This is a genomic window from Velazquezella soli, from assembly GCF_977018685.1.
Map to the genome: position 1 here is coordinate 700,032 of NZ_CDRNXF010000004.1, position 23,129 is coordinate 723,160.

At 60.6% G+C, this 23,129-nt stretch carries 22 protein-coding genes, 1 tRNA gene and 2 riboswitches; of the genes, 12 read left to right on the plus strand and 11 right to left on the minus strand.

Translation table 11 applies throughout. The features are described from left to right. Positions 1–154 precede the first annotated feature (154 nt). Together AC0JZ8_RS06920 and phbB are read left to right on the plus strand one after the other, a co-directional pair. Positions 155–1,336: an acetyl-CoA C-acetyltransferase gene (locus tag AC0JZ8_RS06920; protein ID WP_113111682.1), complete on the plus strand. Its 1,182-nt coding sequence runs from the start codon at positions 155–157 to the stop codon at positions 1,334–1,336. Between the two features lie 81 nt (positions 1,337–1,417). Continuing rightward, on the plus strand, positions 1,418–2,146 hold the full coding sequence (gene phbB / locus AC0JZ8_RS06925) for a beta-ketoacyl-ACP reductase (RefSeq protein WP_192077880.1): 729 nt from the start codon (positions 1,418–1,420) through the stop codon (positions 2,144–2,146). A gap of 63 nt (positions 2,147–2,209) precedes the next feature. On the opposite strand, the gene AC0JZ8_RS06930 is transcribed toward phbB, so the two are convergent. Further along, positions 2,210–2,464 (minus strand): YMGG-like glycine zipper-containing protein, encoded by a 255-nt coding sequence (locus AC0JZ8_RS06930; protein WP_062462199.1) that lies wholly within the window; start codon positions 2,462–2,464, stop codon positions 2,210–2,212. Between the two features lie 40 nt (positions 2,465–2,504). Then, entirely contained in the window at positions 2,505–2,660 is a 156-nt protein-coding gene (locus AC0JZ8_RS06935) for a DUF3309 family protein (RefSeq protein WP_082471964.1), read from the minus strand. 375 nt (positions 2,661–3,035) lie between these two features. Between AC0JZ8_RS06935 and AC0JZ8_RS06940 the strand changes: the two genes are divergently transcribed. From AC0JZ8_RS06940 to AC0JZ8_RS06960, 5 genes are all read left to right on the plus strand, one after another. Next, entirely contained in the window at positions 3,036–6,236 is a 3,201-nt protein-coding gene (locus AC0JZ8_RS06940; RefSeq protein ID WP_062462202.1) for a helicase-related protein, read from the plus strand. A gap of 4 nt (positions 6,237–6,240) precedes the next feature. Then, entirely contained in the window at positions 6,241–6,648 is a 408-nt protein-coding gene (locus AC0JZ8_RS06945; RefSeq protein WP_062462206.1) for an RNA-binding S4 domain-containing protein, read from the plus strand. A 182-nt stretch (positions 6,649–6,830) separates the two neighbouring features. Next, complete coding sequence (gene fdxA / locus AC0JZ8_RS06950; protein ID WP_062462209.1) at positions 6,831–7,169, plus strand: ferredoxin FdxA; 339 nt, start codon at positions 6,831–6,833, stop codon at positions 7,167–7,169. A gap of 385 nt (positions 7,170–7,554) precedes the next feature. Next, a complete protein-coding gene (locus AC0JZ8_RS06955; RefSeq protein WP_062462212.1) occupies positions 7,555–8,130 on the plus strand; it encodes a CarD family transcriptional regulator in 576 nt (191 codons plus the stop codon). A 297-nt stretch (positions 8,131–8,427) separates the two neighbouring features. Then, positions 8,428–9,291: an RNA polymerase factor sigma-32 gene (locus tag AC0JZ8_RS06960; protein WP_062462213.1), complete on the plus strand. Its 864-nt coding sequence runs from the start codon at positions 8,428–8,430 to the stop codon at positions 9,289–9,291. 107 nt (positions 9,292–9,398) lie between these two features. Here AC0JZ8_RS06960 and AC0JZ8_RS06965 read toward each other — a convergent pair whose 3' ends face one another. The 7 genes from AC0JZ8_RS06965 to AC0JZ8_RS06995 all read right to left on the minus strand — a co-directional run bounded on the left by AC0JZ8_RS06965 (position 9,399) and on the right by AC0JZ8_RS06995 (position 17,886). Further along, positions 9,399–10,913, minus strand: coding sequence for a M48 family metalloprotease (locus tag AC0JZ8_RS06965; RefSeq protein ID WP_471893335.1), 1,515 nt, complete (start codon positions 10,911–10,913; stop codon positions 9,399–9,401). A 213-nt stretch (positions 10,914–11,126) separates the two neighbouring features. Next, positions 11,127–11,801 (minus strand): thiamine ABC transporter ATP-binding protein, encoded by a 675-nt coding sequence (locus AC0JZ8_RS06970; protein ID WP_471892135.1) that lies wholly within the window; start codon positions 11,799–11,801, stop codon positions 11,127–11,129. After that, complete coding sequence (gene thiP, locus AC0JZ8_RS06975; RefSeq protein ID WP_471892136.1) at positions 11,794–13,416, minus strand: thiamine/thiamine pyrophosphate ABC transporter permease ThiP; 1,623 nt, start codon at positions 13,414–13,416, stop codon at positions 11,794–11,796. Before thiP ends, AC0JZ8_RS06970 begins: the two co-directional genes overlap by 8 nt. A 15-nt stretch (positions 13,417–13,431) precedes the next feature. Further along, positions 13,432–14,469 carry a thiamine ABC transporter substrate binding subunit gene (gene thiB, locus AC0JZ8_RS06980; protein WP_471892137.1) on the minus strand — a complete coding sequence of 346 codons (1,038 nt, stop codon included), beginning with the start codon at positions 14,467–14,469 and terminating at the stop codon, positions 13,432–13,434. A 27-nt stretch (positions 14,470–14,496) separates the two neighbouring features. Then, positions 14,497–14,604: riboswitch (TPP riboswitch) on the minus strand. A 167-nt stretch (positions 14,605–14,771) separates the two neighbouring features. Then, complete coding sequence (locus AC0JZ8_RS06985) at positions 14,772–15,245, minus strand: response regulator (protein WP_062462225.1); 474 nt, start codon at positions 15,243–15,245, stop codon at positions 14,772–14,774. A 168-nt stretch (positions 15,246–15,413) separates the two neighbouring features. Further along, positions 15,414–17,228 carry an ABC-F family ATP-binding cassette domain-containing protein gene (locus AC0JZ8_RS06990; protein ID WP_471892138.1) on the minus strand — a complete coding sequence of 605 codons (1,815 nt, stop codon included), beginning with the start codon at positions 17,226–17,228 and terminating at the stop codon, positions 15,414–15,416. A 7-nt stretch (positions 17,229–17,235) separates the two neighbouring features. Continuing rightward, entirely contained in the window at positions 17,236–17,886 is a 651-nt protein-coding gene (locus tag AC0JZ8_RS06995; RefSeq protein WP_471892139.1) for a thiamine diphosphokinase, read from the minus strand. Positions 17,887–18,004: 118 nt separating this feature from the next. Next, a riboswitch (SAM riboswitch) is annotated at positions 18,005–18,082 on the plus strand. A 62-nt stretch (positions 18,083–18,144) separates the two neighbouring features. Here AC0JZ8_RS06995 and metA point away from each other — a divergent pair. Continuing rightward, positions 18,145–19,068 carry a homoserine O-acetyltransferase MetA gene (gene metA / locus AC0JZ8_RS07000; RefSeq protein ID WP_062581576.1) on the plus strand — a complete coding sequence of 308 codons (924 nt, stop codon included), beginning with the start codon at positions 18,145–18,147 and terminating at the stop codon, positions 19,066–19,068. Between the two features lie 121 nt (positions 19,069–19,189). Then, positions 19,190–20,212: an aldose epimerase family protein gene (locus AC0JZ8_RS07005; protein ID WP_062462241.1), complete on the plus strand. Its 1,023-nt coding sequence runs from the start codon at positions 19,190–19,192 to the stop codon at positions 20,210–20,212. Between the two features lie 139 nt (positions 20,213–20,351). Here the strand turns inward: AC0JZ8_RS07005 and AC0JZ8_RS07010 are convergent. After that, positions 20,352–20,426 (minus strand) — tRNA-Gly (locus AC0JZ8_RS07010). Continuing rightward, a complete protein-coding gene (locus AC0JZ8_RS07015) occupies positions 20,427–20,639 on the minus strand; it encodes a hypothetical protein (RefSeq protein ID WP_209902384.1) in 213 nt (70 codons plus the stop codon). Positions 20,640–20,689: 50 nt separating this feature from the next. Here AC0JZ8_RS07015 and AC0JZ8_RS07020 point away from each other — a divergent pair, with 50 nt between their 5' ends. The 3 genes from AC0JZ8_RS07020 to AC0JZ8_RS07030 all read left to right on the plus strand — a co-directional run bounded on the left by AC0JZ8_RS07020 (position 20,690) and on the right by AC0JZ8_RS07030 (position 23,119). Continuing rightward, positions 20,690–21,187 carry a prolyl-tRNA synthetase associated domain-containing protein gene (locus AC0JZ8_RS07020; protein ID WP_471892140.1) on the plus strand — a complete coding sequence of 166 codons (498 nt, stop codon included), beginning with the start codon at positions 20,690–20,692 and terminating at the stop codon, positions 21,185–21,187. Positions 21,188–21,268: 81 nt separating this feature from the next. Beyond that, positions 21,269–22,282, plus strand: coding sequence for a thioredoxin (trxA, locus tag AC0JZ8_RS07025; protein ID WP_471892141.1), 1,014 nt, complete (start codon positions 21,269–21,271; stop codon positions 22,280–22,282). Positions 22,283–22,444: 162 nt separating this feature from the next. After that, a complete protein-coding gene (locus AC0JZ8_RS07030) occupies positions 22,445–23,119 on the plus strand; it encodes an LON peptidase substrate-binding domain-containing protein (protein WP_062462253.1) in 675 nt (224 codons plus the stop codon). Positions 23,120–23,129 lie beyond the last annotated feature (10 nt).

Genomic DNA, 23,129 nt, shown 5'->3' on the forward strand with positions numbered 1-23,129 from the left:
GGCGCAACTGACAATCGATTTGTGCGCCGCGATGGATCACCATGCTGCGCAGCAAATCGATGAAAAACCGGGTGTTTCGGGCGAAAACCGGGCGTTTGACAGGGCGCTCAGGCTTTGCCAGTCTCGGTGCCAAGAAACGGAAAGAGGAGACATCATGTCCAATCCATCCATCGTTATCGCAGCCGCAGCACGAACGGCCGTCGGCTCCTTCAACGGCGCATTTGCGAACGTCCCCGCACACGAACTTGGCGGCGCGGTAATCAAGGAGGTGCTGGCGCGCGGTGGCGTGGAGGCGGGGGAAGTGGACGAGGTCATCATGGGGCAGGTCCTGCCTGCCGGCGAGGGACAGAACCCCGCACGTCAGGCGGCGATGAAGGCCGGGGTGCCGCAGGAGGCGACGGCCTGGGGCGTCAACCAGCTCTGCGGTTCCGGTCTTCGTGCGGTCGCACTGGGCATGCAGCAGATCGCGCTCGGCGATGCCAAGATCATCGTCGCCGGTGGACAGGAATCCATGTCGATGGCACCGCATTGCGCGCACTTACGCGGCGGCGTGAAGATGGGTGATTTCAAGATGATCGATACGATGATCAAGGATGGCTTGACCGACGCGTTCTACGGCTATCACATGGGCATCACCGCTGAAAACATCGCCCGACAGTGGCAGTTGTCGCGCGAGGAACAGGATCAGTTCGCGGTGTCCTCGCAAAACAAAGCGGAGGCAGCGCAGGTTGCTGGCCGCTTCAGGGACGAGATCGTTCCCTTCCTGATCCAGACCCGCAAGGGCGAGTTGCGCGTCGAGAACGACGAATACATCCGTGCCGGTGCGACTTTGGAGGGGATGGCGAAGCTTCGGCCGGCCTTCGACAAGGAAGGCACAGTGACTGCCGCCAACGCATCCGGCCTTAACGATGGCGCCGCCGCAGCGTTGCTGATGACGGAGGAAGAAGCCGGTCGTCGTGGCATTGCGCCGCTGGCGCGCATCGTCTCCTGGGCCACTGCTGGCGTCGATCCGCAGATCATGGGAACCGGGCCCATCCCGGCTTCGCGTCGCGCGCTGGAAAAAGCCGGTTGGAAAATCGGCGATGTCGACCTGATCGAAGCGAATGAGGCGTTTGCCGCACAGTCCTGCGCGGTCACGCGGGATCTGGGCCTCGATCCGTCGCTCGTCAACGTCAACGGCGGAGCGATCGCCATTGGTCACCCGATCGGTGCGTCGGGTGCGCGAATTCTCAATACGCTGCTGTTCGAAATGAAGCGCCGTGGCGCGAAAAAGGGGCTTGCGACGCTCTGCATCGGGGGTGGTATGGGCGTCGCCATGTGTCTGGAAGCGCTCTAGCACTGGGTGGCAGCTGCCCACGTTATCGGCGTGAGCAGCTCCGTTACGCTGACGGCGGCGACGGTATGAAAGGAAGTTTACATGGCGCGTATCGCGTTGATTTCAGGAGGCACGCGCGGCATCGGGGCTGCGATCAGCACTGCCATGAAAGCGGCAGGCTATTCGGTCGCCGCAAATTTTGCGGGCAATACCGAAAAGGCCGCTGAGTTTCACGCGGCGACGGGCATTCCGGTGTTCCAGTGGGACGTGTCGGATTACGATGCCTGCGTGAAGGGCATCGCTGAAGTCGAAACGCAGCTCGGGCCGATCGACGTCCTCGTCAACAATGCCGGCATCACCCGCGACGGCATGTTTCACAAGATCACGCCGCAGCAGTGGAAGGAGGTCATTGATACCAACCTTTCCGGCCTGTTCAACATGACCCATCCGGTGTGGCCCGGCATGCGCGAGCGCGGATTCGGCCGCATCATCAACATCTCCTCGATCAATGGCCAGAGGGGCCAGATGGGGCAGGTGAACTATTCCGCCGCCAAGGCGGGCGATCTCGGCTTCACCAAGGCGCTGGCTCAAGAGGGGGCCTCGAAGAACATCACCGTCAATGCGATCTGCCCCGGCTATATCGGAACCGACATGGTGCGTGCCATCCCGCAAAAGGTGATGGACGAAAAGATCATCCCGCAGATACCTGTCGGACGGTTGGGAGAGCCGGAAGAAATCGCCCGCTGCGTGCTGTTTCTAGCCTCTGAAGAAGCCGGATTCATTACCGGCTCGACGCTCAGCGCAAATGGCGGTCAGTATTTCGCCGGGTAAGCGGATACAAAAAAACCGGCGCCCATGGGACGCCGGTTTCTATACTGCGACTAAACGCAGGACTTAGCGGCAACGCGCTTCGTATGTACGGCCATAACGGTCGCGATAGACGCAGTAACCGTTGCGCTTCTGCGATTCGCCGATAGCAGCGCCAACCAGACCGCCGCCGACAGCGCCGACTGCAGCGCCACCCCAGCTGTTGGTCACAGCGCCACCGATAACGGCGCCTGAAGCAGCACCGATTGCAGTGCCCTTTTCAGTGGATGTGCAGGATGCCAGCATTCCGACGAGAGCGCCGACGAGCAAAACTTTTTTCATGTCACTTTCCTTCCCTTGGTAACGTGCGGCTTCGCCGCTTTTAGATCCTGCCCATCAGCAGGAGGATGATGATAATCAGCACAACGAGGCCGAGACCGCCGGACGGACCATAACCCCAGTTCCGGCTGTGCCCCCAATTCGGCAGCGCGCCGATCAAAAGCAAAATCAGTACGATAAGTAGGATGGTTCCGAGCATAGGCTTGTACTCCGCTGACCTCCCGGCTCGACATGTCCGGTTGGGATTGCCGAGAAAACGTAGCATGGGAACTTTTGTTCCACTCACCACTAGCTCGCCCGTGAAGTGTGGTTAACGGGTTACACTTTGGCCATGCGTCGGAAAGCCGGGTAATGTTCGAAACAGATCGAGAACGCTCCGGAATCCGCAATCGTCGCCGATTCGTTCACGTTTGTTCGAACGAAACTGGCGTGCGTATCGTACACATGTTGATCCTGGAAATCGTGGTCTCGCCTTGTCGAGGACAACATATCGGCTTGCGTTTATCGTCGAGCATGGCCATCTGATACTGCGATTGCGTTTCCGTGGAGGATCGCATCGGCGGATAAGCAGGAACTGGCTTTGCATTCTCAGCCCATGATTCTCAGCGGCCGCGGCGTCACGGCCGTGCTAGGCCCCACCAATACCGGCAAGACCCATTATGCCATCGAGCGCATGGTTGCGCACGGTTCCGGCGTCATCGGTCTGCCCCTTCGCCTGCTTGCACGCGAGGTCTATACGCGTGTCGTGGAGAAGGTCGGTTATCACAATGTCGCGCTGATCACGGGCGAGGAAAAGATCACGCCGCATATGGCGCGCTTTTCCGTCTGCACCGTCGAGGCGATGCCGCGCGAGACAAAGGCCGCCTTCGTCGCTATCGACGAGGTACAGCTGGCCGGCGATCTCGAGCGCGGGCACATCTTCACCGACCGCATCCTGCATCTTCGCGGACGCGAGGAGACGTTGCTGCTCGGTGCCGGCACCATGCGGCCGATCCTCGAACGGCTGCTTCCCGGGATCACCGTGGTCGAACGGCCGCGCCTCTCGCAGTTGTTTTATGCCGGTCAGAAAAAGATCACCCGCCTGCCGCAGCGTTCCGCGATCGTCGCCTTCTCTGCGGAAGAGGTCTATGCGATCGCCGAACTGATCCGCCGCCAGCGCGGTGGTGCGGCTGTCGTGCTTGGCGCCTTGAGCCCGCGCACCCGCAATGCACAGGTCGCTCTCTATCAGGAAGGCGATGTGGAATATCTCGTCGCAACCGATGCGATCGGCATGGGCCTCAATCTCGATGTGGATCACGTTGCCTTCGCTCAGGATCGCAAGTTCGACGGCTATCAGTTCCGCAATCTCAATCCGTCCGAAATGGCGCAGATTGCCGGGCGTGCGGGCCGCCACCTGCGTGACGGAACCTTTGGTGTCACCGGGCAGGTCCAGCCGTTCGACGACGAACTGGTCGAGCGGATCGAGGGTCATCATTTCGAGCCGGTGAAAGTGCTGCAGTGGCGCACGAAAAGCGTCGACTATTCCTCGCTTGCCGCTCTGCGTGCCAGTCTCGACCGGCCGCCGACCGTGGCGGGGCTTGCCCGCGCGCTGCCGGCAATCGATATCCAGGCGCTCGACTATCTGTCGCGCTACGCAGAAATCCGCGATACGGCGACAACGCCGGAGCGGGTGGAAAAATTGTGGGAGGCCTGCGCTCTGCCGGACTATCGGCGGATTGCCCCTGCGCAACACGCAGACCTCATTTCGACTCTTTTCTCGGATCTTGTGCGCTTCGGCACGGTGAACGAGCAATTCATGGCAGAACAGGTTCGCCGCGCCGACCGGACCGACGGAGAAATCGACACCCTGTCGGCCCGAATCGCGCAGATTCGTACCTGGACCTATGTTTCGAACCGCCCTGGCTGGCTTGCCGATCCGACACACTGGCAAGAAAAGACACGGGAAATCGAGGATAGGTTGTCGGACGCGTTACATGAACGGTTGACGAAACGCTTTGTTGATCGCAGGACATCTGTGCTCATGAAGCGCCTAAGAGAGAATGCGATGCTGGAAGCTGAAATCAGTGTGAATGGGGATGTCTTCGTCGAAGGCCATCATGTGGGGCAATTGGCTGGATTCCGATTCACGCCTATAGCCGGCACGGAGGGTCCAGATGCGAAGGCCGTCCAGGGTGCCGCGCAAAAGGCGCTTGCGCTGGAGTTCGAGGCACGCGCCGCGCGGCTTTATGCATCCGGCAACAACGACCTTGCTGTCGGCTCGGACGGTTCCGTGCGCTGGCTCGGCGAACCTGTCGGCCGGCTTGCGTCAAGCGACCATATCATGCGCCCGCGCCTGATCCTGCTTGCCGACGAGCAGTTGACCGGCAATGCCCGCGAACACGTCGTTGCGCGCATCGAGCGTTTCGTGAACCATCACATTGCGACCGTGCTGAAGCCGCTGGACGATCTGTCGCGCGCTGAAGACCTGCAGGGTCTCGCCAAGGGCCTGGCCTTCCAGCTGGTCGAAAACCTCGGCGTCATGTTCCGGCGCGATGTTGCCGAAGACGTGAAGACGCTCGATCAGGATGCGCGCGCTTCGATGCGCCGCTACGGCATCCGCTTCGGCGCCTACCATGTGTTCATGCCGGCGCTGCTGAAGCCTGCTCCGGCCGAGCTTATCACGCTTCTCTGGGCGCTGAAGAACGACGGCATCGACAAGCCGGGTTACGGCGATCTCATTCCGGCGCTTGCTGCCGGCCGCACATCGGTCGTCGCGGATCCTGCTTTCGAGCGTACCTTCTACAAGCTCGCCGGTTTCCGCTTCCTCGGCAAGCGTGCCGTTCGTATCGACATTCTCGAGCGTCTGGCCGATCTCATCCGTCCGCTGCTGCAGTGGAAGCCGGGCTCCAGCCCGCGTCCAGAAGGCGCCTATGACGGTCGCCGCTTCGTGACGACGACAGCCATGCTGTCGATCCTCGGCGCAACGCCTGACGATATGGAAGAAATTCTGAAAGGCCTCGGCTATCGCGCCGATGCCGTGAAGCCTGAAGAGGCGCAGGCATTCCTGGCTGGCCAGGAGCCAGCTGCGGCTGCCCCTGCCACGCCAACGGCTGCAGCAGACGAGGCCGCACCGACTGCCGAAGGCGATCAGGGCGAAGAAACTGAAGCAACCGAAGCTTCCGCTGAGGTTGTGGCGCCTGCTGAGGCTGCTGCTCCTGCAGAAGACGCTGCGAGTGAAGAAGCTGCAGCGCCTGACGTCGCCGCTTCCATGGAAGCTGAAACCGTTGAGGCACCTGCAACGGCCGAGCCGGACGCTCAGGCCGAGACAGCCGCCTCGACTCAATCTGCCGCTGCCGTCGAACCCGAAGAAGCAAAGCCTGTTCTCCTGTGGCGCCCGGGTGGCGGTCGCGAGAACAGCCAGCGCCAGGGTGGTCGGCCACAGCAGGGTGATCGCCGTGGTAACGGCCAGGGTCAGCGCAATGCCGGTGCTGCCTCAGCAGGCCGCACCCAGGAAGCCCGCCCCCAGGGCGAAGCCGCTCCCAAGGAAGGCCGTCGCGATGGTCGTCGGGATGGCGAGCGCCGTGACGGTGGTCGTCCAAACCGCGACAACAACAACCGTCGGCCTGAAAACCGGGGCGATCGTCCCGAGCGCGGAGATCGTAACGATCGTCCGGACCGTAACAAGGGACCGCAGCCCGCTCGCTTTGAGGCCAAGCCACCGCGCAAGGAAAAGCCGATCGATCCGGATTCGCCCTTTGCCAAGCTTGCTGCTCTCAAGGAGCAGATGAAGAAGTAGGCGCATGGTTGAAAAAGAGCTGCATGCAGGTTCGCGACAGCGCATCGACAAGTGGCTCTTTTTCGCGCGCATGGCAAAGTCACGCTCCATCGCGCAGTCGCTGATCCAGTCCAACTGCATCCGGATCAACGGCGCGCTGGTGTCTCAGCCAAGCTATCAGGTCAAGACCGGGGACCGCCTCGACATCAAGCTGGAACGGCGCGATGTCGTTCTGGTCGTCAAGTCCGGGGGTGATCGGCGCGGACCGTTCGAAGAGGCGCGGCTTCTCTACGAAGATCTGACGCCGCCTCCGGAGGAACGCCAGAAGTTGACGGCGTTCGAGCAGGCGCAACGCCTGCCGGGCTCCGGGCGTCCGACGAAGAAGGAAAGGCGGGAGACCGAACGCCTGTTTCCCGAAGCGGGCGAAAACTAGGTTTAGAAAATCCGCCCTCAAGACCCGGTTTTTACGCACGGTTTATTCTTGCGCAGTTGCAGCAAAGGCATTAGGTGACACTCGAAAAGCATGACTTCCTTGAGTGCTGAAGCCTGCCGGCTTTTCGCCTGCCGCACCTTTCGTCGGCAGCGTGCCGCAATCTGCGATATTCGGAGTTTCGCATGACATTCGTCGTGACAGACAATTGCATCCGCTGCAAATACACAGACTGTGTCGAAGTATGCCCGGTCGATTGCTTCTACGAAGGTGAGAACTTTCTGGTCATTCACCCGGACGAATGCATCGATTGTGGCGTTTGCGAGCCTGAATGTCCGGCTGAGGCCATCAAGCCTGACACGGAACCAGGTCTCGACAAGTGGCTGAAGGTGAACTCCGACTTCGCGCAGATCTGGCCGAACATCACCGTGAAGCGGGATCCGCTTCCGGAGGCCAAGGAAATGGACGGCGAAGAAGGCAAGTATGAAAAGTATTTCTCGGCAGAGCCAGGTTCCGGCGATTAAACCCGGATGGTGACGGTGCGCCCGTCACCCGCTCGAATCAGCTGTCTTTTGGTTGGGCACTGTCCGACTGTCACGCGGCTTGCAAGAATAAAAGCAAATTATTGATTTCCGCACTTTTTTGTGGTAGAGCTTACTCACTGTTCCACAAGGTGGCACTCGCGTGCCCGAAAAACATCACGAAAGAAACAGATCGCTCCCCGCGTTCCCCGTGACATTGCAACACTTTGATGTTGTCGTCGCCGTTTCGCGAGTTGGTCTGTTTTTGCGCGCGTTGTCGGATCAGTATGGAGTGACCCGACGGTTTCCCCCGTCTCATCCGGGCCTGACAGACCCGGTTTCCCCAGACCCGATAAAACGGGTGAGTCAAAGGGAGTTTGTGAATCGAATGACGACCCAACTGAAAAAGAATTCTCCCGCACGCCAGGGCTTTAGAACTGGTGAATCGATTGTTTATCCTGCGCATGGCGTCGGCACGATCACCTCTATCGAAGAACAGGAAGTCGCGGGCATGAAGCTCGAGCTTTTCGTGATCGATTTTGAAAAGGACAAAATGCGCCTGAAGGTTCCGGTCGCCAAGGCCTTGAGCATCGGCATGCGCAAGCTCTCCGAGACGGATTTCGTCGAACGTGCACTGAAGGTGGTCCAGGGCAAGGCCCGCGTGAAGCGCACGATGTGGTCGCGTCGCGCACAGGAATATGATGCCAAGATCAATTCCGGTGATCTGATTTCCATTGCAGAAGTGGTGCGCGATCTTTTCCGCGCCGAAAACCAGCCCGAGCAGTCTTATTCCGAGCGTCAGCTGTATGAAGCGGCGCTGGATCGCATGGCGCGCGAAATTGCCGCCGTCAACAAGATGTCCGATACGGAAGCTGTTCGCCTGATCGAGGTCAACCTTGCCAAGGGTCCCAAGCGCGGCAAGACAGTCGAGGAAGATGAAGCTCAGGAAGAAGAAGCAGCCTGATTTTGTCTCTGAAAGACAACACCAAAAACCCGGCCTAGTGCCGGGTTTTTTGTTGGAACCTTTACAACACAAACGCGTTAACCCGCCGGAACGGCGAATTTAATGCTGCATCGTGCTGCGTGTTCTCCGTCCTAACCAATAGCGGGGCGATTGCCTAACCGGTCCAAGACCTCCGCGAGACACTTGAGGGACATCGGCAGAAATTCGCAAAAATCAAGGCTGGAATATCGGTAATCCCGCAATTCAGCGTTTTTTTTGGTTCTGCCCTTTGTCGATCACGGCACCACGGAGAACACTATGACAGCCATGTCCGCAGACCGCACAATGATCAAGATAGCGATGTCGGCTCCGTATCTCGCCCGCGAGGAAGAGCGTGATCTGGCAATCCGTTGGAAAGACCGCCAGGATCAGGGCGCTCGAAACCAGATTGCACTCGCCCACATGCGTCTCGTCATCGCGATGGCGTCGAAATTCCGTGGGTTCGGTCTACCCATGAGCGATCTCGTTCAGGAAGGTTATGTGGGATTGCTCGAGGCTGCGGCAAGGTTCGAACCGGCCCGCGATGTCCGCTTTTCCACATACGCCAGCTGGTGGATCCGTGCCTCCATGCAGGACTATATCCTGCGCAACTGGTCGATCGTTCGCGGTGGTACGAGTTCAGCCCAGAAGGCGCTGTTCTTCAATCTGCGCCGCCTGCGCGCAAAACTTGCCCGCGGCGACTCCAACCTCACGGCCCAGGCCATCCATGAGGAAATTGCCGTCGCACTCGGCGTCAGCGTTTCCGACGTGCAGACCATGGATGCCCGTCTCTCCGGCAATGACTCGTCGCTTCAGGCTCCAACGATTTCCGGTGATGCAGACAGTGGCGAACGCCTCGACATGCTGGCCAGCGGCGAACCACTGCCGGACGAACAGGTCTCTGGGATGATTGACGGCGAGCGTCGTCTGAAATGGCTGCAGGGTGCCCTCACCAAGCTCAACGACCGCGAAAAGATGATCATCCGCGCCCGCAGGCTGACGGATGACGGTGCGACGCTGGAAGCGCTGGGTGCCAAGCTCGGAATTTCCAAGGAGCGTGTGCGGCAGATCGAAAGCCGCGCGATCGAGAAGCTGAAGTCGGCACTTGTCACCGCAAATCCGCAGATGGCGCTTGTGTCCTAAACACACTGTGCCCGCGCCGCTCTGGCGGTCGCGACATCTCGATACGATGCTTCAAAGCGCGCAGGCCCTTGAAACGGCCTCCGCGCTTTGAAGCTTTTATACAAGCCTCATTCGGAAATGATTTTGACCTTTTGGCCCGGTGACAATGTCGCGCCGACCGGAATGGCGTTGATCAGCTTGAACAGGTCCAGCTTACGGTCGGTGCCCATCATCCGGCTTGACAGCGATGCCATCGTATCTTGCGGCCCGACGCTCACGACGCGGACGCGGAGCGGCTTCAGCGACGTGATTTCAGGCTGTGTCATGCGGCGGAAACTGTTGCGCAAGATCTGTGCGGTCGTGTCCAGAGCGGGACTGCCCTTCGGAACGGCCGTCAGGAACCGGAAGATCTGATCATTGACCTTGATCACGGTCACGTCGAAATCCCAGCGTTCGGCAGAGGCGCGTGCGGTTGCGGCCGGCAGGCCGTTGACGGTCGTCTCGCGCACGGTTTCCGGCTGAAGCCCGGCCACCCAGCCGCTGGTCAGATAGTTCGGCAGGCTGCTGGTGTCGCCGGCGGCCACGCCATCAAAACGGATCGCGGTTTCGCCCGGTCCCGTCGCGAGAACCGCTTCCACCTTGTTGTCGATGCGGAAGTCCGGCGGAACGTCGAAGCGTATTCCAAGGCCCCCGTGCAGGAAGGTCTGGCCTCGCACATAGCCCTCCTGGGGGCTGTCGCCATAGAGAAGACCGTCGATGCCGGCGAGGAAATAGTCGCGACCCTTGTCGCCGACGCCTTCCTGGCCGAAATTGCGGGCATGCCGGCGGGCCAGATCGACGCGCTGGGCGGAGTTCGGGTGGCTGGACAGGAAGTCCAGGCTCTGGTCGCTGTCGGGATCGACCGCCGAGTAGCGCGCATAGGCCGCCATCGAATCGAGGAAGCGCGCAGCGGCATAGGGGTCGTAGCCGGCTTCGCCCAGCATCCGCACACCGATCACGTCCGCCTGCAGTTCCTGCTGGCGCGAAAACGCTGCAAGTCTCAGCTTGCCGCGGGCAAGCGCCTGCTTGCCGGCGATGTCGCTCGACAGAACTTCGGCGACCACCCGGCTGGCGATCACTTCGGCTTCTTCGCGCCGCTGGCGTTCGATGCCGTGGTTGGCGGTGACGTGGCCCATCTCGTGCGACAGCACGGCCGCGACTTCCGAAGCGTCGTTGGCGAGCGCCAGCAATCCGCGGGTGACATAGAGATAGCCACCGGGCAGGGCGAAGGCGTTGATCGCCGGGGAATTGAGGATAGTGATCCGGAAGGATTGCGTCGGATTTTCCGAAACGGCGGTCAGGGCGCCGGCAATCCGGGCGACCAGCCGTTCGGTCTTGGCGTCACGATATTCGCCGCCATAGCTTGCCACGATACGGGGATGCTCGCGTGCACCCATCTGCGCCCGCGGATCGTTCTTCTGAACCTCGTCGACGATCTGCGGCGAGTCTGATGGAGAAACATTCGGCGTGTAGGCCTGATCGAACACGGACTGGCAGCCTGCGAGTGCTGCACTTGCGAGCAACACGACGGCAAAGCGTCTCCAACGGCGCGGTGCGCTGGTCTGCCCGGTCCTGCCGGGTGTCGCGTCCTCGCGTGTTTTGATCCGTGTCTTCTGCACCGTCAGTCCTGTTCACCTTCGCTTCGTACCGATTTTCGCATCGCATGCACAGATAAAAGAGATAGGTTCAGCCGGCGCGTTTGCAATTGACTTCTGATAAACCAAGGCGATGACATCGCCGCAAGACCAAATTGTGGCACTGCGATAACGTTGGTTTTCGCCTGTCTCTATTCGTGACGACGCTCCGTCGACTGGCCTCTAGCGGGCGTAGGGAATAGCCGTGTTTGCGGCGGAGTTGACGATGGTGCCATCGTCGACGGCAACCACCACATCGGCAAGCTTTTGAACCTCGGCGCGGTCGTGGCTGACGATCACCACCGTATTGCCGGTTTCGCGGTGCAGGTCCAGGAGCAGCGACGCCATCGAAGACCTGAGTTCGGGATCAAGCGCCGCAAACGGCTCGTCCATCAAAAGGACGGGTCTTTTTCGCACCAGCACCCGCGCAAATGCCGCGCGCTGCCTCTCGCCGCCGGACAGCGTTCCCGGTTTGCGCGTCTCGAATCCTGCAAGCCCGACACGCTCGAGTGACTGCGAAATTCTCACCCTGTCCTCACGGGAAAGCTTGAGGGACGGATCGACGCCGAGGCCGATATTGGTGACGAGGTCGAGATGGGCGAACAGATTGTTGTCCTGGAACACCAGCGAAATCGGCCGCTTTGAGGGGTGCGCGTGGGTCACGTCCTCGCCGGCAATCAGGATGCGGCCGGACTCCGGTATCTCGAAGCCCGCGATCAGGTTCAAGAGGGTCGATTTCCCCGAACCAGACGGCCCGGTCACGGCGGTAATCGCGCCGTCGGTCATGGCAATATCGAAGCTGAACCGTTTGGTGCCGAGTTGCAGCGCAGTCTTTTCCAGGCGGATGCCGTCAGCCATCGTATCCCTTTCGCCGGCTCAGACTTCCGAGGATCGTGAGCGCCAGACATATCATGCCCAAAAGCAGGGCAAGCCCATCGGCGTCGTTCGTTCGGTAGCTCGACAACCTGCTGTAGACGAGCCAGGGCAGGGTCGTCAGTTCCGTGGAGCCGAACAGGGCCACGGCTCCGAGATCGCCGAGCGAGAGCGCCATGGCAAACGACAGTGCCGTAAGGATTGGGCCGATCAGGAAGGGCAGGTCGATCCGCCGCAGCCTCGAGAAGCCTGTTACGCCGAGGCTCGCGGCTAGGCGTGCCGTCTGCCGCCGATGATCCTCGATCGCCGGTTCCAGCACCCGCATCACGAAGGGCAGGGCCATCAGCATGTTGATGGCCGCGACCAGTGCGGGGGCAAAACGCGAGACATCTCCGAACGGGCGAAGCAGCAGGAACCAGCCTGTCCCGATCACGACCGGCGGCACCAGCAGCACCAGCGACGACGTCGCACCCAGCATCGCCGCCAGCCCGCGCGCCGGGATGCCGGGGTGGCGGACATCCTTTATGGCAATGCGCGCATGGATGATCGCCAGCGCGACGCTGACGGCCAGGAGGCCTGACAAGAGCGCGATCGACAGGCTTGTATAGGCTGCGTTGAGGAAGGCGGGGCTGGAGGCCAGTCGCCAGAGATCGGCCTTGATGCCGGCAATGAAGATCGAGGCAAGCGGCAGGACGAGAAACAGCGTCGCAGCGAGGATCGTCGAGCCGTCCCAGGCCCGTGCGCCCCATGTGCGCCCATCGAAGCGGCGGGTGGCGCGGCCGGCAGTGACATGCGTGCCGTCGGGGGCGGGGAGAAACGCGAGGGCGGCGAGGATCAGGCCCGTCACGGCGATCTGTAGCACCGCCAGTCCGATGGCACGCGGCGGATCGAAATCGAAGCGCAGCGACTGGTAGATCGCCACTTCCAGCGTCGTCGCCGCCGGCCCGCCGCCCAGAATCAGGACCAGCGTGAAACTGGTGGCGCAGAGCATGAAGATCAGCCCGGCAATGCCCGGCACGACCCGGATGAGAGCGGGCCCCTCGATGAAACGGAAGATCGACAACGGCTTCATGCCGAGGCTGGTGGAGAGCAGCCAGTATTCCGCAGGCTGCCGCTCGAGCGCCACGAGAAACAGTCGGGCGGCCAGCGGCAGGTTGAAGAAGACATGGGCGAGGAGAATACCGGTCAGGCCGTAAATGCTGATCGGCTGCTCAAGCCCCAATGTCGAGAGGAAACTATTGACCGCGCCCTGGCGCCCCCAGATGCCGATCAGACCCAGCGCACCGATCAGAACCGGCAGACCCATCGGCAACGCCATCAGCCGCACGATCCAGATACGGCCGATGAAATGCGGCCGTCTTGCCAGTGACAGCGCCACGGGAAGGGCAAGGCATACGGAGAACAAGGTCGATAGCGCCGCTTGCCACAGCGTGAACTGCAGGATGCGGCCGGTATAGGCCGAGAACAATCGCCCCTGCGTTTCAGGGGCGTCCCAGGACAGCAGGGCCGAGACCGCGATGCCGACGAAAAGCGCGATCGCGCCGAGGCTTATCACCCCGCCCGAAATCCCCCGTCTTCGCTCGGCAGCGGTCAGCAGCATGCCCGGTTCAGCCGATCAGTTCATGCTCATGGCATTGAGCCATTCGTCGATCCATGCCTGGCGGTTCTTCGCGACTTCGTCAGATCCCATCAGGAATGTCTTTTCCGGCTGAACTAGCTTGCCGAAAGCGTCTGGCAGCGGTTGCGACGTCTTCGTCACCGGCATCATCCAGTTGGTGGTAGGGATCACATCCTGGAAGCCCTGCGACACCATGAACTTCAGGAAGTCACGGGCGAGATCCTTGTCACGGGCGCCCTTCAGCATGCCGGCCACTTCGATCTGAACGTAATGTCCCTCGGAAAAAGCAGCCGCCTGGTAACGGTTCTCGTTCTCCTCCACCATGTGGTAGGCAGGCGAGGTCGTATAGGACAGAACCATCGGCACTTCGCCCTTGGTAAACAGGCCATAGGCTTCCGACCAGCCGGGTGTGACGGTCAGGATGCGGCCCTTCAGCTTTGCCCAGGCTTCCGGCGCCTTGTCGCCATAGACGGATTTCATCCACAAAAGCAGGCCGAGGCCGGGTGTCGAGGTGCGCGGATCTTCGATCGCGATCTTCTGCGACGGATCGCCCTCCACCAGTTCCTTCAGGCTCTTCGGCGGGTTCGTGATGGTCTTCGTGTCGTAGACGACGGCGAAATGACCGTAGTCATAGGGCAGGAACGTATCATCGGCGTAATTGCCGGGAACGCTGATGCCGCCATTCCCGGACGATGCCTGCAGTCCATGCGGTTCGAACAGGCCGGTGGCCTTGGCCTCCGAAATCAGGTTGGTGTCGAGGCCGAGCGCGATATCGGCCTTGGTCGTCTCACCCTCCAGCTTCAGCCGGGTCAAAAGGGCTACGCCATCGGCGACAGCCACGAATTCGACCTTGCAGGCGCAGGTCTTTTCGAAAGCCGCCTTCACCTTGGGGCCGGGGCCCCAGTCGGCAGTAAAGCTTTCATAGGTGTAGATGGTCAGCACCTTGTCTTCGGCCTTGGCTGCCGGCGACATGATGATGGTGGCCGCAGCCACGGTGAGCAATAGCAAGAGTTTGCGCATCAACGCCTCCTTCAAAGTCAATCTACAAGGGGAATAGGCGCTGAGCGTGAGCCGTCTAATCCCTCCGCCGGTGTTAGCCGGATCAGGTTCCGCGGGTTGGCTGAAAGCCTCTCAGCCGCGCGTTACCGCGCAGCACCCCGTTAGAGCGGGGTTAGATGTAACGGTGAAGGAATTGTCTGGCAAGTGGTGTCGAACCCTGCCGTCTTGCGTTCAGGGCCAAAGGACCGAAAGGCATCGTGCGATAGCAGTCGCGATAGCAAGAAAGCCGCCCGGCGTGCCGGACGGCTTTCTTGCTAGTAGTTCTTTGGCAACAAGGTTCACGCGTTGAGCGCGTAGCCTGACTGGGAGTCGTTGCGGAATATCTTGAGGTCACGCGGCACGATCGCCATGCCGCCGAGACGGTTGGCGATAGCATAGTCGATTGTCTGCTCCACCACATGCGGCATGACAGGCTTGGTCAGAACGCCGAGCGATCCCTCGACGCCGTCTTTCACGTCTTCCGGATTGGCCGTCATGAAGATGACCGTCAGGCCGTATTCGGCAGCGAGTTCGCGTCCGATTTCCGGACCGGTCCGGCCGTCGGAGAGATTGACGTCGACCAGCGCGATATCGGCGTATGCGCCGAGCGACAGGGCGTGCTTGCGGGCGCTGGCAAAGCCTGCAACCTTGAGACCCATGCTCTCGACAGTCTCGGCAACATCAAGCGCGATCAGGAATTCGTCCTCGACGATCAGAACGCGCTGTTCCATTGCATCACTCGCCAGCCGACGACGCATCACATTAGTCAGCATTGGACATTCCTAACCGTTTTGTTTCCATCTGGTCGGCATGTCGGCATTCATACCGCACTACGCATTTCGACCACTTGATGGATGCCGAACGTCACCGGGGAATGTTTGTTCCGGCTCGCGACAAATAAAACGGTGGATATTTATTTGTTAAGTATAGGAATTCTTTAACTATCCTTCAATCTGTTCTCGGAGCATCTCAAGCTCCAGCCATTCTTCTTCCATTTTGGCGACACGATCGCGTAGTTTTGCCGTTTCTGCGGCAAGCTTCGAAAACGCCGACGGGTCTTTGGCGAAGAGTTTGGGATCGGCCATCTTCCGTTCGGATGTAGCGATCTCGTCCTGCGCCTTGGCCATGTCCTTGGGGAGGTTTTCCAGCGCGAACTTCTGCTTGAAGGAGAGCTTGCCCTTTGCCTTGGTCGCAGCCGGAGCAGTGCTGTCCGTTTTCGCCTTTTCCGCCTTATCGGCGCGGCGCTTTTCGTCGGCCATGCCTTTGCGCTGCTGCAGCATGTCGGTATAGCCGCCTGCATATTCGATCCAGCGGCCATCAGGGGCATCCGGGTCTGTCGGGGCGATCGTCGAGGTCACGGTGCGGTCGAGAAAGTCGCGGTCATGGCTAACGAGAATGACGGTGCCGGCATAGCCCGCGACGATTTCCTGCAAGAGGTCCAGCGTCTCGATGTCGAGGTCGTTGGTCGGTTCGTCGAGGATCAGAAGGTTCGACGGCTTTGCCAGCATGCGGGCCAGCATCAGGCGCGCGCGCTCGCCACCGGAGAGGTTCTTGATCGGCGTGCGGATCTGTTCCGGCTGGAACAGGAAATCCTTCATGTAGCCCGCGACATGCCGCTGTTCGCCGTTGACCAGCAGCGTTTCGCCGCGGCCGTCTGTCAGGTAGTGAGACAGCGTATCTGCGGGGTCGAGGTCCTCGCGCTTCTGGTCAAGCGTGGCAATTTCGAGATTGGTGCCGAGCTTGATCCAGCCGCCATCGGGGGCGAGCTGGCCCGTCAGCATCTTGAGAAGCGTCGTCTTGCCAGCACCATTCGGGCCAACCAGGCCGATCCGGTCGCCGCGATGGATGCGGATCGAGAATGGCGCGACGATCGGCTTGTCATAGGTCTTGGTGATGTTTTCCGCTTCTACTACCAGCTTGCCGGACTCGCGGCCTTCGGCGACGGAGGCCTGAACGGAGCCCTGCGGTCCCTTATGGCCACGGTAGTCGGCACGCATGGCCTGCAGTTCGCCGACGCGGCGCATGTTGCGCTTGCGCCTTGCGGTCACGCCGTAGCGCATCCAGTGTTCTTCGCGTTCGATCGCCTTGCCGAGCTTGTGCTGCTCGATGTCTTCCTCTTCGAGAACCTGGTCGCGCCAGGCTTCGAAATGGCCGAAACCGCGCGACAGGCGGCGGGATGTGCCGCGGTCCAGCCAGACTGTGGCGTTGGACACCTTTTCGAGAAAGCGACGGTCATGGCTGATGACGACGAGCGCGCTGCGGGTCTTGCGCAGCTCGTCTTCCAGCCATTCGATGGTCGGCAGATCCAGATGGTTGGTCGGCTCGTCCAGCATCAGGATATCCGGTTCCGGCGCCATGACGCGGACAAGTGCTGCGCGTCGCGCCTCGCCACCGGAAAGCCTGACCGGGTCTTCCTCTCCTGTCAGGCCGAGATGCTCCAGCAGATAGGTGACGCGGTAGGGATCGTCGCCAGGTCCAAGCCCCGCTTCCGCATAGGCCTGCACGGTTTTGTAACCAGCAAAATCCGGCGCCTGTTCGAGATAGCGGATCGTCGCATTGGGGTGCCGGAAAACCTCACCCGACTGCGCTTCCACCATGCCAGCGGCGATCTTCATCAGCGTCGATTTGCCCGAGCCGTTGCGGCCGACGAGAGAGATGCGGTCGCCGGGCTCCACCTGCAGGGCAGCTCCGTTGAGAAGCGGCGTGCCGCCGAAGGTTAGAACGATATCGTCGAGTTTCAGAATTGGCGGTGCCATGCGGCGTCTATGCTCCGGAAAAATCGTTTGGACGGGCAAGGATCATCGCCCTCCCGTCACGTAAATGGAATTGGACGGGCCCTTCTGCAACGTTGGACACGGTGCGGGAGGAACCGAAGGGCAGCGTGTAATCCTTGAGTGGATAGCGCGCGCCAAGAATGTCGAGGCCTGCAAGGCCTGTGAAACCGATGACGGAAAACAACGTGCCGTTGGGCAGGTCGAGCGTCATCGTGCCGGCGAGAAACGGCACGGCCTCTTCCTCACCGGATGTCAGGAGAACGTCATGGCCGCGCTCGGCAAGGCTCATCGCATGCAGAAAATGCTGGAGCGCATGGTCGGACCGTTCGCCGCCCAGCGCGCCGATCAGGATCAGCCGCGTCGCGCCGCGTTCGATCGCTTCAGCCGTCGCAATCTCGCCATCCGTCTCGTTCTTTTCCGGCGGATAGGTCCGGCGCTCGACATCCGGAAAGCGCGCGATCAGGTCTGCGTCGGAGGAATCGAAATCGCCCACCCAGAGCTCCGGCATCACACCCAGCGCCTCTGCATGGCGCATGCCGCTGTCGGCCGCGATGAAGCGGCTTGCGGCAACTGCCTTTTGCAGTCGGTCGGTTACGGTGAGGTCACCGCCGAGCAGGATCGTGAAGGTCGAGTTGGCCATTGCCCATGCCCTTATCCTAAACCGGCTGACAAGGGAAAGGCGCGTGTCGCATTGATGCGGCGAAAGCGGGTATTTTTGCTGCCATTGACGGCGGGCGTGGCAAGGATTATTTGAAAAGTCGAAATTCCGTGGTGATTTGGCCGGCCGGCTTGCAGCCACGTAAAAAAAGTCGCTAAAGGGCCGCGAGAAGAGTTTCAAAAACTTCCCACGGGCCGGCTGCGATTCTTCGTGCCGGCTTTTTGTTTTTGGGTTGAAGAGATGCCGATCAAGATCCCCGATACGCTGCCTGCCTTCAACACGCTCGTTTCCGAGGGCGTGCGCGTGATGACCGAAACGATGGCGGTCAGGCAGGACATCCGGCCACTGCAGATCGGGCTTCTCAACCTCATGCCCAACAAGATCAAGACCGAAGTGCAGATGGCGCGCCTTGTCGGCGCTTCGCCGCTGCAGGTCGAGTTTTCGCTGGTCCGCATCGGCGGCCACAAGGCCAAGAACACATCGGAAGATCATCTCCTGTCGTTCTACGAGACGTGGGAAGAGGTGAAGCACCGCAAGTTCGACGGTTTCATCATCACCGGTGCGCCGGTGGAAACCCTGCCATACGAGGACGTCACCTATTGGCAGGAAATGAAGGAAATCTTCGACTGGACCACCACCAACGTGCATTCCACCATGAATGTCTGCTGGGGGGCGATGGCCGCCATCTATCATTTCCACGGCGTTCCAAAGCACGGGCTGAAGGAAAAGGCATTCGGGGTCTATCGCCACCGCAACCTGTCGCCGGCGTCGGTCTATCTCAACGGTTTCTCCGACGATTTCCAGGTTCCGGTGTCGCGCTGGACGGAAGTTCGTCGGGAGGATGTTGAGAAGGCCGGCAACGATCTCGAGATCCTGATGGAATCCGACGAGATGGGCCTCTGCCTCGTGCATGAGCGGGCCGGCCGGCGGTTGTTCATGTTCAATCACGTGGAATACGATTCCACCTCGCTCGCCGACGAGTATTTCCGCGATGTCGATGCCGGCATACCGATCAAGATGCCGCACGACTATTTTCCGCACAACGACGATACGCTGGCTCCGCTCAACCGCTGGCGCGGTCATGCGCATCTGCTGTTTGGAAACTGGATTAACGAGATCTACCAGACGACGCCTTACGACGTCGAAAAAATCGGCACCGAGTGATGGAGACCGGTTTCTGCCCCGTCATCCTTGCTGGATGATAGCCTGACGGATTTTTCCGCTGGCCTCGTTGCAGCTTTGACCGAAATCACGCAGTTTGCCGCAAACATTCGGGAGATGGGTTATGACGGGTCATGAATTCGAGATTTTCGGCACGACGAAGAGCGGCGAGGCGGTGCATCGGATCACGCTGTCGGGCGGCGGGCTGACAGCCCAGGTTCTCACCTGGGGCTCGGTTATTCAGGATCTGCGGCTTGCCGGCCACGAGCCGCCTTTGGTGCTGGGGTTCGACAACTTTGCGGACTATGAGGCCTATTCTCCCTATTTCGGCGCCACGCCGGGTCGCTGTGCCAATCGCATTGGCGATGGCCGCTTCTCGATCGACGGCACAGAATACCAGCTGGAACTCAACGAAGACGGCGTAACCCATCTGCACGGCGGATCCGACGGTATCGCCCGGCGCATCTGGTCGATCGTCGATCACGCGGAAGACCGAGTCGTGCTGCAGATCACCGACCCGGACGGACGCGCCGGATATCCCGGCAATTGCACCGTCACTGCGACCTACCAGCTGATGGAAGACGGGGTGCTTTCGGTGATCTACGACACGGTGACCGACCAGCCGACGCCCGCCAACGTCTGCCAGCATTCCTATTTCAATCTCGACGGTCGTCCCGACATTTTCGGCCACGACATGATGATCGCCGCGGCTGAGTTGACGGCGGTGGATGAAAGGATGGTGCCGACCGGCGTCCTGATGCCGCTTGCTGGCACCACGTTCGACCTGAGCGAGATGGGTCCGATCCAGCGCACCGGCGCCGATGGCGAACAGGTGAAGTTCGATCATAACTACTGCCTCTCGGAGGAGAGGACTGCCAAGCGCTCGGTCGCGCTTGCCCGCAGCCTGTATTCCGGCGTGCAGCTCGAAGTGCGCACCACGGAGCCGGGGATCCAGTTCTACGCGGGCTTCAAGCTCGCCTTGCCGGTGCCCGGCATGGAAGGCCGTCCCTACGCGCCTTACGCCGGCTTCTGCCTGGAAACCCAGGTCTGGCCCGATGCAATCAACCACGAGACTTTCCCCAATGCAGTGCTTCGCCCGGGCGAAACCCTGCGCCAGGAAACCGACTACGTGTTTTCGAAGAGCTGAGGCGATGAGGGCTGAGGCTGCCGAAAGGCGGCCTCAGTCTGGCTGCGAGGATGCAGGCAGCCAGCGAATGACGATAATAGACGAGGTACCCTACTGGGTACCAATACCGTTATTCGTTTTTTCGTCTGAAGAGAGAATTTGGAGCGGGCGAAGGGATTCGAACCCTCGACCCCAACCTTGGCAAGGTTGTGCTCTACCACTGAGCTACACCCGCTCATAAACCGTCGACCCGGTGGTAGTCTGGATCGTCGGTGCCGCTCGTTGCCGGCGACGGGCGGTATATGGCCCAGACTTTTTTCAAATGCAACAGGGAAATGACGATCTCGATGAAGAATTTTTCATGAGCTTCGAAAGCCCCTGCGAAACATGGGTTTGCGCCAAAGCGTGCATCTTGGCCGGTCCGAACAATCTGTCTATAGTCCGCCATCCTTACCCCGCCGGCCGGGGCCAACACCTCAAGAGCAGCCAAGATCGATCATGCCAAAAACCGCAGAAGACCTGTTCGCCTTTCTCGATAGCCTCGATATTGCCCACAAGACGAAAGCGCATGCACCGGTGTTTACGGTATCGGAATCAGCCAGTCTGCGTGACGAGATCCCGGGCGGGCATACCAAGAACCTGTTCGTCAAAGACAAGAAGGACCAGTTCTTCGTCATCACGGTCGAAGAAAATGCCAGCGTCGATCTAAAGACCGTCCACAAGGTGATCGGGGCCTCCAGTCGCGTCTCGTTCGGCAATCCTGAAAAGATGCTGGAATTTCTCGGCGTCGTGCCGGGCTCCGTCACCGTGTTCGGCGCGCTGAACGACACGGATAACAACGTCACGTTCGTGCTCGACGAAGACCTGATGAGCGAAGAGGTGATCAATGGCCATCCACTCTCAAACGATGCGACGACGTCGATCGGTCGCGACGATCTTATCCGCTTTCTGGAGGCGACGGGCCATACGCCGCTTGTCTTGAAAGTGACGGGCTGACATACGATCTTTGCAATTCAGAGTAAGACATAATGCGCATCGGCCGTGTGCCGATTGGACTTTTTCCGGGAGAACACTTTCATGAGCGGCACGAACAATCCTTATGGTGGCTCCTATGGCGCCGGTAACTACGGCGGCCAAAACGCGACGGTGAACTTCGGTTCGACGCCTGCAGCGGCCCCGGCGCGCGCGGCTTCCTCTGCCCCTGCTGCTGCCGGTAGCTATATCTCGGACACGACAACCGCAGGCTTCGGCAAGGACGTGATCGAGGCATCGCGCAGCCAGCCGGTTCTCGTCGATTTCTGGGCGCCCTGGTGCGGTCCGTGCAAGCAGCTGACGCCCGTCATCGAAAAGGTCGTCAACGAAGCCCAGGGTCGCGTCAGGCTCGTCAAGATGAACATTGACGACCATCCCTCGATCGCGGGACAGCTCGGGATCCAGTCGATCCCGGCCGTGATCGCCTTTGCCGATGGCCGTCCGGTCGACGGGTTCATGGGTGCCATTCCGGAAAGCCAGATCCGCGAGTTCATCGAAAAGGTCGCAGGTCCAGAGGGCATGGACCAGGCGGCCGAGATCGAGGCGGTGCTCGGCGATGCGGAAACCCTGCTCGGACAGGACGATATCCAGGGTGCCGCACAGCTCTACGGCGCCGTGCTGCAGGCCGACCCGGAAAACCCCAAGGCTGCGGCCGGCATGATGCAGTGCCTGATCGGCATGGGCGAAACGGCCCGCGCCGGCGAGATGCTCGCCTCCCTGCCCGAAGAGATGGCTGCCGATCCCGCAATACAGGCGGTCGCCAAGAAGCTGGAGCAGATCGAGGAAGCCCGCAAGCTGGGTGACCCTGTCGCACTCGAGCAGCAGCTTGCCGCCAACCCCGACGATCACGAGGCCCGCGTGAGCCTCGCCAAGATCCTCAACGTCCAGGGCGAACGCGAAAAGGCGGCCGATCACCTGCTGACCATCATGCGCAAGGACCGCACCTTCGACGACGATGGCGCGCGCCGCCAGCTGCTGCAATTCTTCGAGGTCTGGGGGCCGAAAGATCCGGCTACGATTTCCGGGCGCCGTCGTCTTTCGTCGATCCTGTTCTCCTGATTGTGTTGCCGATTGATCGCTAAGCCGGATCGCAGCCTTGCGTTCCGGCGACGATGCCCCACATTAGTTTTATAGGTTTGGCTGAACGGCCAGGTTTGGACAACGGCCAGATTCTGACAGACATTTTTGTCCGGTGAATGTGGTCTGGGAGGTATCGGACCAATGCATGTGGGAAACGCGCGCTATCTGAAGCGGGAGGATCTTCCGGAAACGATCCCGGTCTTTCCGCTGACTGGGGCTTTGCTCCTGCCGGGAGGCCAGCTTCCTCTCAATATCTTCGAGCCGCGTTATCTGTCCCTGTTCGATGCAGCGCTTGCGGGCGACAGGTTGATCGGCATCGTGCAGCCATCATTGATGGAACCGGATGAGCCGCTCGGCGGCGGGCGCTCGGCGCTGTCGTCGATCGGTTGCGCCGGCCGGATCACGTCCTTTGCCGAAACCGGCGATGGCCGCTACATCATTTCGCTCAGCGGGATCTGCCGCTTCAGGCTGCTCGATGAGATCGGTGGCGGCCATCCGTTCCGCAAGTTCAGACACGCGCCTTTCCTGTCCGATCTGACCGACGAGGATGATGAAAAAGCCGTCAATCGGCCGGAACTGCTGCGGGTCTTCAAGGCCTATCTCGACGCCAACAAGCTGGAGGCGGACTGGGAAAGCATCGAGCGGGCCGGAAACCGGACGCTGGTGAATTCGCTGTCGATGATGTCGCCCTTTGGCCCTGCCGAGAAGCAGGCGCTTCTGGAGGCACCGGATCTGAAGAGCCGGGCTGATACGTTGATCGCAATCACCGAGATCCTGCTCGCGCAGGGGTCCGGGACTGCGAACGTGCTGCAGTAAGGCAAAGACC